11 protein-coding genes and 1 pseudogene are annotated in these 12,804 nt (G+C 36.2%); 3 read left to right on the plus strand and 9 right to left on the minus strand.

All coding sequences use genetic code 11. The features are described from left to right. The first annotated feature begins 12 nt into the window (after positions 1 to 12). Positions 13 to 1,125 carry a hemolysin BL binding component B gene (gene hblA / locus H131_RS19055; RefSeq protein ID WP_010860757.1) on the plus strand — a complete coding sequence of 371 codons (1,113 nt, stop codon included), beginning with the start codon at positions 13 to 15 and terminating at the stop codon, positions 1,123 to 1,125. Positions 1,126 to 1,308: 183 nt separating this feature from the next. Here hblA and H131_RS19060 read toward each other — a convergent pair whose 3' ends face one another. Beyond that, complete coding sequence (locus H131_RS19060) at positions 1,309 to 3,693, minus strand: ABC transporter permease (protein ID WP_010860758.1); 2,385 nt, start codon at positions 3,691 to 3,693, stop codon at positions 1,309 to 1,311. Between the two features lie 3 nt (positions 3,694 to 3,696). After that, positions 3,697 to 4,455, minus strand: coding sequence for an ABC transporter ATP-binding protein (locus H131_RS19065; protein ID WP_010860759.1), 759 nt, complete (start codon positions 4,453 to 4,455; stop codon positions 3,697 to 3,699). A gap of 198 nt (positions 4,456 to 4,653) precedes the next feature. On the opposite strand from H131_RS19065, the gene H131_RS25900 reads away from it, so the two are divergent. Together H131_RS25900 and H131_RS23200 are read left to right on the plus strand one after the other, a co-directional pair. After that, on the plus strand, positions 4,654 to 4,761 hold the full coding sequence (locus H131_RS25900) for a DUF4184 family protein (RefSeq protein ID WP_010860760.1): 108 nt from the start codon (positions 4,654 to 4,656) through the stop codon (positions 4,759 to 4,761). 31 nt (positions 4,762 to 4,792) lie between these two features. Then, a pseudogene (locus H131_RS23200) lies at positions 4,793 to 5,126 on the plus strand (DUF4184 family protein). A 282-nt stretch (positions 5,127 to 5,408) separates the two neighbouring features. Here H131_RS23200 and H131_RS19080 read toward each other — a convergent pair. From H131_RS19080 to H131_RS19115, 7 genes are all read right to left on the minus strand, one after another. Continuing rightward, complete coding sequence (locus H131_RS19080; RefSeq protein ID WP_010860763.1) at positions 5,409 to 6,848, minus strand: sensor histidine kinase; 1,440 nt, start codon at positions 6,846 to 6,848, stop codon at positions 5,409 to 5,411. Positions 6,849 to 6,861: 13 nt separating this feature from the next. Then, positions 6,862 to 7,569: a response regulator transcription factor gene (locus H131_RS19085; RefSeq protein ID WP_010860764.1), complete on the minus strand. Its 708-nt coding sequence runs from the start codon at positions 7,567 to 7,569 to the stop codon at positions 6,862 to 6,864. 62 nt (positions 7,570 to 7,631) lie between these two features. After that, complete coding sequence (locus H131_RS19090; protein WP_036131997.1) at positions 7,632 to 8,342, minus strand: hypothetical protein; 711 nt, start codon at positions 8,340 to 8,342, stop codon at positions 7,632 to 7,634. Positions 8,343 to 8,366: 24 nt separating this feature from the next. After that, complete coding sequence (locus H131_RS19095) at positions 8,367 to 9,245, minus strand: ABC transporter ATP-binding protein (RefSeq protein ID WP_010860766.1); 879 nt, start codon at positions 9,243 to 9,245, stop codon at positions 8,367 to 8,369. A 221-nt stretch (positions 9,246 to 9,466) separates the two neighbouring features. Next, entirely contained in the window at positions 9,467 to 10,483 is a 1,017-nt protein-coding gene (locus H131_RS19100) for an ABC transporter permease (protein WP_010860767.1), read from the minus strand. Next, positions 10,480 to 11,208: an ABC transporter ATP-binding protein gene (locus H131_RS19105; RefSeq protein ID WP_010860768.1), complete on the minus strand. Its 729-nt coding sequence runs from the start codon at positions 11,206 to 11,208 to the stop codon at positions 10,480 to 10,482. The genes H131_RS19100 and H131_RS19105 overlap by 4 nt, the downstream gene beginning before the upstream one ends. 662 nt (positions 11,209 to 11,870) lie before the next feature. Beyond that, positions 11,871 to 12,773, minus strand: coding sequence for a hypothetical protein (locus tag H131_RS19115; protein WP_010860769.1), 903 nt, complete (start codon positions 12,771 to 12,773; stop codon positions 11,871 to 11,873). Positions 12,774 to 12,804 lie beyond the last annotated feature (31 nt).

Raw genomic sequence — 12,804 nt, forward strand, 5'->3', positions numbered from 1 at the left:
GAGGCATATAAAATGAAAAAAAAATATCTATTCAAATTACTAGCTGTATCGACGATGTTAACCTTGACAACAACTTCTGTTGTCTCTCCAGTAGCTACTTTTGCAAGTACAAGTGAAATTAAACAAACTAACAATGAGGATACGTCTCTTTCAGCAAACGAAGTGAAGATGAAAGAAACCTTAAAAAAGGCTGGGCTTTTTGCTAAATCTATGAATGCCTATTCTTCTATGTTAATTAAGAATCCGGATGTGAACTTTGAAGGCATTAATATTAATGGATATCCAGATTTGCCTGGTAAAATTGTACAAGATCAAAAGGATGCAAGAGCACATGCTGTTACATGGGATACAAAAGTAAAAAAACAGCTGATAGATACATTGACAGGCATTATTGAATACGATACAAAATTTGAAAATTATTATGACGTAATTGTAGAGGCAATTAACACAGCAGATGGAGAGACTTTAATAGAAGGGATTACTGATTTACAAGATGAAATTCAACTAAATCAAAAGTATGCACAACAATTAATAGCAGAATTAATTAAATTAAGGGACGCTATTGGACAAGATGTTCGAGAATTTGGAAGTAATAAAGATCTCTTACAGACGATTTTAAAAAACCAAGGGGCTGCGGTTGAGGACGATCAAAAGCGTCTAAATGAAATTTTAGAATCAGTAAACTATTATAAACAATTAGAAAGTGATGGCATCATCACAATATCTGTGCCTACTATTCCTACGTGGATTGCCGGTGGAATAATGCTGGGAATAGCAAGAGAGCAATTAAGTCAATTAGAACCGTTATTAGCACAATTAAGTCAGACAGTTGATTATAAAATAACATTAAATCGTGTAGTTGGAGTTGCACATAATAATATTAGTGAGATGTATGGGGCACTTGATGATGCTATTAATGCACTTACTTATATGTCTGCGCAATGGAATGACTTAGACTCTCAATATACGGGCGTGCTGAGACATATTGAGAATGCAGCTGAAAAAGCCGATCAAAATAAATTCAAATTTTTACTACCTAACTTGAATGCAGCTAAAGACAGCTGGAAGACATTAAAAATAGATGCAGACACATTAAAGGAAGGTATAAAAGAATTAAAAATATAACCTGATGCCACGCAGAATAGAGGCATATAGATTGACATAAAAAAATCTAGAATCCTGTAATCTCAAACTAAATAAGGCAATAAAAGATACACATGATTAAAACACAATACTTTTTTACCTTTAGTAAAATCGGATTACACATTATTAAAGTGCCCCATCACTAGGAAGTGAGGGGCACTTTTTTTATTCAACAAGCAAAATACGAGGTGAGGTTTTAGCTATAACTTTTGTTGATAACCAGCAGCCAATGCATGAAGCAACAATGCTTAAGCTAGCTACTGCCATACTTAAAGGCCAATGGATAACAAGTGGTAACTCGATTAATCCATATTCCAAAATAATGTTCTTTAGTGCAAGCGGAATTAGCTTTATGCCGAAAAAAATACCGAGTAAAGCACCTGATATCGACAGGATCAAAACACCAAAAGTAATGGACCATCTAATATTGTTTGAAGTCATACCAAGGGCTTTGTAAATGCCGTAAGTGCTACTTTCTTTTCTAACATTTATTCGAGAAACACTGAAAATAATTATACATGTAACGGTCATTAAGACTATACCCATTATGGATAGCGGAATGATTAAAACGGTAATTACCTCTTTGAAAACGGAGTCCAATAATGTCTGTTGCGTTACAGCTGAGATAGAGTCTGTGAATTTTTGGTTTAAATCATCTACTACTTGGTCTGCTAACATTTCATTTTGTAAATTAATCATAGTGATTTCCGATGCAGAGTAATGCACATTGTAAACCTCGATGACTTTAGCTGTAATTCTTGCAGAGTTAGACATATTGGCTATCGATTGATAAATGCCAGTAATGATTAGGCTATGCTGTTGACCTTGAATATAAACGTCTATAACATCACCTAAACTTTTATTTAAAGTTCTTGCAACATTTACACCGATAGCAATCTCATTTTTATTAGAAGGGTTATGGCCCAATATATTTTCATAGCCTAAGTCATCGTAGCTACCTTCTACAACATTTATACTGATGTTTAAAGGTTGCTGGGTGTCGTTTGGAACAACGCCTGTTAATTGATCTAACCATGCGTAATTTTTAATTCTTCCATCAGTATGGATTTGCTTTTCAAAGCTTTCTTTTGAAAAAGCGGCCTTATTAAATACGGTCACTGCTATATTCGATGAATCATAGCCCCAAGCCGGTGAAGTTTGTTTGATGGCAACAAAGCTATTTAGAATGACAACACTAAAAACTAAAATAGCACAAGTGAGCGAGGTGAGTAGAATGATAAGAATGGAGCTTTTCACATTTCTTGTCATATTTTTCAAAGCAAGTTTTAATTGAATCGGTAATTCTATAACATGTAAAATACGATTTGATTTGTTTAAGCGCCTATTCATTTTACTGTTAGTGCGTTCAGCCATGCCGTACTTGATTGCCTGTACGGGCTCTACATGACGAGCCTTATTCGAACAGAAAAAAGCAGTAATAATAATAATCGTAAGTAACATCAAGCCTAGAAGGATATTCGTGCTCCAATTTTGGATAATGGCTAAATGATTTCCTGCTTTCAAAAAGGCTAACGAGCTTTCAATGATGATGCGAGATAGTATATGACTGGCTAGTAGACCGGGGATAATGGCCAGCACTGACAGCAATCCATATTGCAACACATATGTGGCGATAATTCCTTTTGATGTTAACCCGAGTGATTTAATAACACCGATCGTTTTGTAATTCGATAAAATGGCATCAGAAATACTAAAACCTATAATGAATAATGAAATAAAGAGCATTGCTATGCCTAGAACAATCATCATGAAGCCGATGATTTTATTGATAATCAAATAAAAAGCGGCAATTTCTTCATAGTCCATTTTTGATTCAAGATAGGGACTTTGTAAATATTGTTCAAATGCCATCCAATATTTTGCACTCTGTTGATAGTCATCAAATCTCAACGCCATCATGTATTGATCGGTTCCTGTCATTGTTGCGAATTGTACTTTGTAATCTTGCTCATTCATCCATATACGTGCATTTGTTGTAAATGGTCCACCATAGGGCATATCTATAACAATCGCTGAGACACATAGTTTGAAGCTAATTTCATCTGATTGGAATTCCACAGAATCACCAAGTGCTATGCCTGAAGTTGTAGCCATTGAGGTTGGAATCCAAATGGTACCTTGTTCTGGAAAAGACTTTTTTTCACCTTGTGAAAATACAAGTTGGTCGATGACTAAAGGTGTCTTAGGTGTGTTCATCATTAATAAGTATAAATTCGGAATTTCAGTGCCATTAAACTTTATGCCCGATAAATTCCTATATGGGATAAGTTGTGAAGCAGTTACACCATGTTGCTGCTGCCACCAGCGATTCGCTATCACGGGATTGTGAATATCATCGCCCATCGTTAAAACTTGGTGGGCACCCTTAGATTCTTGGTGCGCTTTTTCGAACATATTATGTGTATTGTTAATAATTGTAACTGATGTGACTAGAAGTAACGTTGACAACATTATCAGTATTGCAATAAGTGTGTTTTGAATTTTTCTTTTTCGTATATGGGCGATACAAAGAGTAGTGATTGCGTACATAGTCTACTCCTTTCTCGAAACATAAGAAAAGATAATATGTTCACGTTCTTGCATATCCGTATCATCAAATTTTTCAAAATTTAAGATACCATCTAACTTGCCATCCTGAATAATTATAAGTCGGTTTGCCCGACAAGCAGCTTTTATATCATGTGTAATCATTACAATGGACTGCCCTTTATTATTCATATTTGTTAAAGTATCTAATACGGCAACTCCTTGATTATAATTTAAACTACCGGTGGGTTCATCAGCAAAAATTACCTCTGGGCTATTAACTAATGCCCTAGCGATTGCAGCTCTTTGTTGCTGGCCACCTGATGTTTGAGAGGGCAGACGGTTACGTTGCTCTTCCAAGCCCATCGTTTGTAGAAGCATCTCTGCCTTTTTTAGCACTTTATCTTTAGCTATTTTTGCAATATATCCTGGTAGGGCTATATTTTCAAGCATCGTCAAGTCAGGCACCAGATTACTATTTTGATAGATGTAGCCTATCTTTTTTGAACGAAATGCTGCTAGCTGTTTTTCAGTAAACCGATCAATCCTGTCTCCTCGAAAATAAACTTCGCCAGCTGTAATTGAATCCAGTCCACTTAATAGATAAAGAAGAGTGGATTTTCCGGAACCAGAATTCCCCATAATAACTGTAAAATCACCATCAAAAATGTCCAAATCAATATTTTTTATTGCATGGTATTGTTCACTTCCTGTTGAATACGTCTTACATAAATTTCTGGCATGAATTAGTACCTCTTTTTCCAATCTATCACCCCCTAAATGCTTTGTATTATTAGTGTAAGGGCTATTTATTACAATGTTCTTATCGAAATATTAATAAAGTATTACATCAACTGTAGCAAGTACTATTCGTAGTGATTTTTTAGCATACTAGTAACTTTCTGAAAGACAAGACGTTATATAAAACAACTAAATAGCAATTTAAAATAGGAGCTTCGAAATATGCCATTAACCTTTGCACATCCAGCAGCCATATTGCCTTTCTCAAGAAAAAGTAACTATATTCATTTTTCTGCTATGGTTTTAGGAAGTATGGCTCCTGATTTTTGAATATTTTTTAAGAGGTCAACCATTGGGGGAAGTGGGGCATACCTTTACAGGGTTTGTTTTTTTAAATCTTCCCTTGGTAATAATTATTTACTTTATATATCATACTTTTGTCCATCAAACATTAGAGAATTATTTACCCGCGTTTTTACAAGATGGTACGGAAGTTTCCTATGTTTATGCAATCGTATAGTCTTTATGGCTTTGGCATACCGTTCTATAAATTTTTACAGCATGGCAGTACATTATTTGGAATAACATGCATCATTGTTTATATGATTTATAGAGCCTTCCGTGACAAAAAACAAAATATCTCGACTATTTATCCAAAACAAAAACTCGTTTTTGGTGTATCCTTTTCTTTTTAACATGCGTAAACGTATGTCTCTGGTATCTACTTTCCTATGTTTCGATTAGCGATTATGGTGTAATGGTTGTCCGAATAATAGATTCCTTTTTCGTAAGTTTGTTCACGATTTCTTTGTTGGTCAGCTATCGACAACAACAATTCACTTCACAATAGCGCAAATATCGATGTCCTCGAGGTTTCTGCAAGCCTCGACAGGCCCTTTTACGTCTAGCGAGGTCTTGCCTAGCTTACTTTCCCTCAGCAGTCGCAAACCATCATCTCTAAATTCGGTAGTAGGATTTTACCTAATAGGAAGTAGCAGGGTAAAGGCTGTTCCTTCATTGTGCTTACTTTTAAATGAAATGGTACCATGATGGGCCTCCATAATATGCTGACAAATCGATAATCCGAGACCTGCTCCTTCATTCTTAATAGCCGTTCCGCCTGTAGCATGAACGCCTCTGAAATAACGTTCAAATATAAAAGGCATATCTTGAGGAAGCATGCCTTTGCCACTATCAATGACCATGATTTTAAGAAATTGTGCCTCAACATCAATCGAAACGGTTATTGAATCCCGGGAAGTTGTATGTTTCAGCGCGTTCGTTAGAAGATTCGTAAGGACTTGTTCTAAGCGCTGCTCGTCAACATGAATCAGTACATTGGGTATGTCTAGAGGCTCTATAAAGTGAATGCCGGTTGTTTGTACGTAATGACTCATAGGACGAAGGATGTTTTCCAACATCTCTTTACTGTATTGCTCTGTTAAGTTCACAGGAATATGACCAAGTTCTTTTAATGTATGAATAAATAAATCATCAAGAAGTCTCGACATTTTTTCCGTGTTTGTCTGCATGACGTGAATATAGGCCATGACCGATTCCATGTCAGGACAAATACCATCAGCAATGGCATCTAAATAGGCTTTTATGGTGGTAAGAGGTGTTTTCACATCATGCGAAATGCTAGATACAAGCTTTTTTTGGTTCTGTTGTTGTGCATCGCGTTGCTTATTAAGATTCATAATTTCTATTCGCATTTGTTCAAATACAGCATATAAATCACCAATTTCGTCAGCTTTTACATAGGCTGTTTTCTGTTCATAATTGCCTCTTACGATTTCTACTGTACTCTTTTTTAAATTGTCTAAAGGAGATAGAATATCTGTTTTCGTTTTATAATAAATGCGATAGACAAGACCTATGATAAAAATGGCCAGTATGCTAATAATCAGCAATATTAGGTAGTTGTTTGAAGTCGTTTGCTGTACAGGTATGAGTGTATCTTGATCGATCGTGAAAATGGCATTACCTATTTGACTTTGTCTGTCTTTGCCGACAATAGGAAAGGCAATTTTAATAATGCCAGGTTCCTGTTTTGATGTATATAAATCAAAATGTAAATCATTTTTTAGATTGATGTAGGTTGGGGAATCTTTGGTTGAGCTGAAAATCACTTTGCTATCTAGTTGAACAACGGTGACGTCTATTTTCTGCTTGTTGCTCATTGCTTGTAGGGAACTTTGTAAATCAGAATTTTTTTCAATATTTATAAAATGTTCTTCTATGTATGATAAAAGATGGTTTACATTGAGTCTGATTTGATTGATTACATCATCATTACTAGATTTCTCAATAGGTTTTGAATTACAAAAAAATAAATAGAGTACACATCCATATAATAGCAATAAAAAAACTAACATGGCTCTTAACCATTTCTTCATCCACTTCTTTATATACATAGCGCGCTCCTATTTAGTTGTTTTGAGTAGTAAATTTATAACCGACGCCCCAAACGGTTTGGATATAAACTGGGCTGGATGGATTGTTTTCAATTTTCTCTCGAAGCCGTCTAATATAAACAGTAATTGTATTTTCATCTCCATATGCATCGTAGCCCCAAATAGCATCTAGTAGCTGACTTTTTGAGAAAACTTGATTGCTACTTTCAATTAAAAAATATAACAATTCGAATTCTTTCGCTGATAGGGCAATTTGCTGTCGGTCGCGTTTAAAAGTATGCTCTGTTTTATTGATCTCCATATTGTCGATTTGAATTATTTCTTTTTTCTTCGTATGTTCTTGTAATAATCTATCCTGTTTACGTAAGTGTGCATTTATCCTTGCTACAAGTTCGCTTAAGGAGAAGGGTTTTGTCATATAATCATCAGCACCGAAACCTAATCCAAGTACTTTATCTGTGTCACTGCCCCTCGCACTTAATATAAGAATCGCAACATTACTTTTCTCACGAATCTGACGGCATAACTCAATACCATCACAATCAGGAAGCGTAAGGTCAAGAATAATGAAGTCAGGGCTTTGTTCTTTCAGAAAGCGCATAGCATCTTCGCCAGTCCGCGCTATTATAGGCTCGAAATGATGGACACGCAGATAATCTTTAACGATATTCGCAATATTATGTTCGTCTTCAATAATTAATACTGTGGCTTTCTTACTCATGATTCGTTCAGTCCTTTGTATGAAAATTTACTAACTATAAAAAAGTGACAACGTTTACGCCATTACACTTTATGTTTGTGATTCAAGATGAAAAAGAATAAACCAATCAATAGCAGACTATAAATAAAAATCCAAGCAAATTGCCAGTAAAAAACAATGGGTATATATTTCAAACTGTCGTCTGAGCTCATCATTTCTAAAACTAGATGAACAGGGGGGAGCAGCCAAATAAGACCTTTCACTTGTAGCAATACACTTTTTAACGTGGCAATTACAACAGCTATGATGAGGGTACTAAGAACGCCCCACCAAGTATTTTGCCTGTCTCTAACGAGTTCTCTTGTAAATATTGCGGAGAGTGCTATAGCTAGGACAGACAGACTAAAGTGAGATAGAAAGCCCATTATTAGATGTAATACGCTTGGCTGTTCACTAAACGCTCCAATCAGAATAGGGTAAATCACTGACACCGTGCTAAGACAAAAAGCGATAGCTACACAAACAATAAAAAGTGCTCTGTTATACGCACTTTGCCCTTTAGAATGGAGTATGGTAATGACTTTTTGACCTTCGTCCTCAGCGTGAAATACGGTGATTGTAAACCAACCCATAAGAAAGAACAGCATGATCGATGTAAAGGAATAACTATCTAATATCGGATTAGGCACAAATGTATAATTCACCACAATAAACAAAATGAAAATTGAAAAAGGTGGAATATAGTTATTAGTTCTTAAATAATTGATACAGTGATAGCGCAATAAATTTTTCATCTCGGTTTATAGTTCCCCCCTTATTTAGAAATGGGTATAGAATTCTTCTTTTTTCCGATTTGTAGGCAGTAGTTGTTTAATGGAGGCATTTTGATGAAGCAATGCCAATAAGAGTGTGTCTGTATCCTCTTGATTAACAGTTACTATTAGTTCATTTACGTCATTATTCAAGGAACGCTGTTGGTGAATTTCAATAAAAGGCAATAGTTCTTCCAGTGACTTTTGACTGGAAATCTCAAAAATTATTGTATTGCTATGATTCTCTATATCGTGTAATGAATCCGTTTGACTGACTTGACCATTTTGTATGACTAAAACCCGATCTACGAGATTTTCTAGTAATTTTGTTTCGTGGCAAGTTAACACGATACTTAAGCCATTGTCTTTTAGAGAGGCCAGTGTATCTTCTAAGTCACTTTGTGCTTTAGGATCAAGACCTGATAATGGTTCATCCAAAATGAGGAGATCTCTTTCTTCAAGCATGGCCTGCATAATCATGATTTTTTGCTTCATGCCTTTAGAAAAATGGACAATCCTCGTATGGCGAGCCTCTTGCATATTAAAAATAGTCAGTAAGTAATCTATTCGTTGCTGTAATGGCATCTTAGACATGCCACTAATTGTGCCCATATGATACAGATACTCTTGTGGGGTAAATAGAATTTGAGAAGGGGTTACTTCTGGCACGTACCCGATGTTTAGAGATGGTAGATGCTTGTCAATTACACCGGCGTCTGGATGCGCTAAGCCTCCTATAATTTTTAGTAGCGTGCTCTTGCCTGACCCATTCTTTCCTACAAGTGCCATAATCTGATGACCATAAACAGACAATGACATGTTCTCTAAAACTTTCTTGCCTTTAAATTGTTTAGAAATGTTTTGCAATTCAATAATAGTCTTCATGTTTACACCCCTTTTTTATGAATGACCCTTTATGCAGACATGACCCGATACAAAAATTAGAATGGTTGTTTTTCGATTAACTTGTAAGATTATTATAAATTAATCTGTAGTCAATTGCTTTTGAAAAGTGGAACAATTTTCTATTTTTGTTTATAAACACGTGTGAAATGACAATAAAAAGGTCCTGCTCAGTGCGAACTGGCAGAACCTGTGAAGATTTATTACAATGAACGATATTTTTTTAGGCTAATAATATTTAAAAGGATAAAAAGGAGGGCAAAGCCTGCAAGTACCAATAAGTCAACTAGAATTTCACTAAAGGTAAATCCTTTGTACATCACGCTATTTAAGGCATCTGCTGCATAGTAAAGAGGCATGATACGACCAATATTTTGTAACCACTCAACCATACTATCGAGCGGGAAGATGCCAGAAAAGAAAACTTGCGGCACAATGACAAGCGGGATAAACTGCATCATCTGAAACTCCGAGGCAGCAAAACTTGATAGCAGCGCCCCTAATGATAATGATACTAAGGCTACTAAACTATTAATAAGAAGCACGAGCCAGATGGAACCCACATGAACAATATCGAGTACATAGATGCCAAAAAGTACAATAATAATCGTTTGAATCAAGGCAAACAGACCATATCCCACCAAATAACCGGCGACAATTTCTGAGCGTTTAATGGGGGTCGCCAATAAGCGCTCTAATGTTCCAGAAGTCCGTTCTTTTAATAATGCGATGCCTGTAATTAAAAAGACGAAAAAGAAAACGAAGAAGCCAATGAGCATAGGGCTAAAAATATCAAAAATGGCTGTGTCTTCGTCTCCATATACATAGTCGGTGACGAATGTCATCGACGAAGCCTGCTCGGGCTGTAAAGCTTGTGCTAGCTTCATTTGTAAAGCTTTGGCAACGGAAGGATCATCATTTAGTAATGTCAGCTTTATTTGTTTTTGCTGGATATCTAGCCATGCATCATATTTATTTTCTTTTAATTGAGCGATAGTTACATCATCGTTTTGAATAACATCAAAATCCGCAGCTTCAAGTTTTTCAATCAGCTGTGATGGACCGTGTGATACGATGAGCGTTACTACAGACTCATCACTATTAAAAATAAAGTACATTAAGGATAGCACAAGAAGCGGTGCACAAAACAACAGGGCAAGTGTACGTTTATCGCGCTTCATCTGCTGAATAATTCTTGTCACAATGGCGCCAATTCTCATACGATAGCACCTCCAGCCTTTAAAAACACTTCGTCAAAATCTTGTGCCTGATAATGTGCCTTTAATTCTTGCGGTGTGCCCTGTGCCAATATCTGTCCACTTCTTAGCATGGCTAATCGATCACAGCGTTCTGCCTCGTCCATCGCATGCGTTGTCACTAAAATGGTTTTATGCTCTTCTTCTTTCAGGCGAATAAGCTCCTGCCAAATTTCTTTTTTTAATACTGGATCGATGCCAACTGTTGGTTCATCTAAGATTAACAGCTTAGGATTTTGTATTAAGGCAATCGCTAGTGACAGTCTTCGCTTCATACCACCGGAATAATTCACTACCTTATTATTTAAATCCTCTGTTAAACGCACAAGATTTGCAGCATACGCTACACGTTCCACACGCTCATTTTTCGATAATCGGTATAGCTTGGCAAAAAAATGAAGATTTTCAGCGCCTGTTAAATCGATATAAAGCGCATCCGATTGTGCCATATAGCCAATGTCTATGAGAAGCTGCTTATGAGGTACTTCATAGTCTAATACTTGGATACGCCCATTATCGGGTTTTATCATCCCCATGATCATTTTGATTAACGTCGTTTTCCCACAGCCAGAAGGACCAAGTAGACCGATTAGTTGCCCTGTTGGAACTTCTAAGGAAAGGGGGGCAATGACTTGTTTCTGATGAAAACGTTTTTCGATGGCGCTTAACGTAATCGCATTTTCTCCCATATCCATCTCTCCTTTACTGAACACAGTGTTGATACAATTAAAATTTTACGTTAGCAAATACGCAAATACAATAAACACAATGACAAAAAGTGTTAAGCGAATTGTGTGGAAATTGTTTGCGTGCCAGGCACCAAAAGGAATTTGGAGTAATGGAGGATTTACAGCAGGAGCTATTAAGTGGACTGGAGAGTTATGTAAAAAAGGTTCAACCACTAGAAGCCTTTCATGCCTTACAGAACGGATAGCTTTACCAACCATTTGTCATTGTCATTCAGTTTATTAAAGAGCATGCAACAGCCTTACGCGTAATACTTGGAACACAGGGAAGTCCCGATTTTAACAAGAGGATGAAGAAGTCTTTAGTGATGACTTATTAGAGAAACTCTCTTTAATTCAGGCTGAAGAGTTAGATCCGGTCTTTAGGCAATATTTTCAAGCCTTTCTGACATCCGCGATACTAGGTGTGATACAGGAATGGTTAGAAAGTGATGAAGAGGATTTTAATGTAGAAGAACTAGCGACTATCCATTTTCGCATATTACGCTTCTTCCGTCTTTTGACTAACTTATAGCAATGTAAGAGCCAGTTGGTTGGGTGCCAGGCAATTATGAAATGATTAAATTGTGTGAAAATTGTTTGGGTGCCAGGCACCAATAACCGGCTTATTTTTCATAGTAAGCACTTAAAGCCTTCTCTAATCGTTCTTCTAAATGCTGCGAAATATAGCCTACAACAAATTGCTCTTTTTCCATGTCGATTTGGGAAGAACGGAAAACTTTAGCGAAAAACCCCGCCTTACTTTGCGTTGAAAATTGCTGTAAGGCTTCTGTACGTAATGTAGAAACAATTTCATTTTCTATATGACGTTCACGAATTTTTTTGACAATATCCTTCACACTACCCTCTTGAAGTTCTAAGATTTGCTTTTGCAAATTTTCGTTTTCATCTTTAAGTTCTGCTGTTTCTTTTTGAATTTCCGTAATTTGATGATTTGACTCGAAGGCAAGAGATTGCATATTTTGAGCGAGAAAATCTTGGTTAATCGAAATTTGAAAAATACCTTGTTTATCACTTGTTTGCATATCAAAAAGTCCTGTTTGCATCATTTGCTGCAAAACATTACCTAGCACATCGACTTTATTTGCTAATTCGTCGGTAGAAGCGAGTGTTGTTGCCGTGATTTGGTGTTTGAGAAGCTGTCCATCTTCATCAATACCTAAAAGATACTTTAAACCTTTCACTCGGTATTCGTCCTTCAACAGGAGGATCATGCGTAGCCTTAATATGGCAGGAAGATTTAAACGAATATTAGTGATTGGGTTAATCGTGGTGTTATCAAAAATATATTGCTCAAAAGGTTTGATGTAATAACGGAGCATGGCATCAGTGATTTCAAACCAATTGGCAACCTCTGAAATGGAGTAGTGTTCTTTTTCTTGAATGTGTGTTAAATAGACATCACTATAAAGGTGTTCTTCTAAAGGCGTATGTTGTATAACGACGAAAAGTGGATCATGTTGCACTATTTCAAGTACCATCTCTTTTGCATTACTTATTTCTAGCATTCCTTTACACCCCACTTTATTTTACTTTAGC

The sequence above is a fragment of the Lysinibacillus sphaericus OT4b.31 genome (assembly GCF_000392615.1).
GTDB classification, from domain to species: Bacteria; Bacillota; Bacilli; order Bacillales_A; family Planococcaceae; genus Lysinibacillus; species Lysinibacillus sphaericus_B.

What these genes read in the sequence shown, in the direction of transcription:
- H131_RS19090 (WP_036131997.1), bottom strand. Translation starts at nt 8,342, where the DNA reads ATGAAAAATTTATTGCGCTATCACTGTATCAATTATTTAAGAACTAAT.
- hblA (WP_010860757.1), top strand. Translation starts at nt 13, where the DNA reads ATGAAAAAAAAATATCTATTCAAATTACTAGCTGTATCGACGATGTTA.
- H131_RS25900 (WP_010860760.1), top strand. Translation starts at nt 4,654, where the DNA reads ATGCCATTAACCTTTGCACATCCAGCAGCCATATTGCCTTTCTCAAGA.
- H131_RS19060 (WP_010860758.1), bottom strand. Translation starts at nt 3,693, where the DNA reads ATGTACGCAATCACTACTCTTTGTATCGCCCATATACGAAAAAGAAAA.
- H131_RS19115 (WP_010860769.1), bottom strand. Translation starts at nt 12,773, where the DNA reads ATGCTAGAAATAAGTAATGCAAAAGAGATGGTACTTGAAATAGTGCAA.
- H131_RS19100 (WP_010860767.1), bottom strand. Translation starts at nt 10,483, where the DNA reads ATGAGAATTGGCGCCATTGTGACAAGAATTATTCAGCAGATGAAGCGC.
- H131_RS19085 (WP_010860764.1), bottom strand. Translation starts at nt 7,569, where the DNA reads ATGAGTAAGAAAGCCACAGTATTAATTATTGAAGACGAACATAATATT.
- H131_RS19080 (WP_010860763.1), bottom strand. Translation starts at nt 6,848, where the DNA reads ATGTATATAAAGAAGTGGATGAAGAAATGGTTAAGAGCCATGTTAGTT.
- H131_RS19095 (WP_010860766.1), bottom strand. Translation starts at nt 9,245, where the DNA reads ATGAAGACTATTATTGAATTGCAAAACATTTCTAAACAATTTAAAGGC.
- H131_RS19105 (WP_010860768.1), bottom strand. Translation starts at nt 11,208, where the DNA reads ATGGGAGAAAATGCGATTACGTTAAGCGCCATCGAAAAACGTTTTCAT.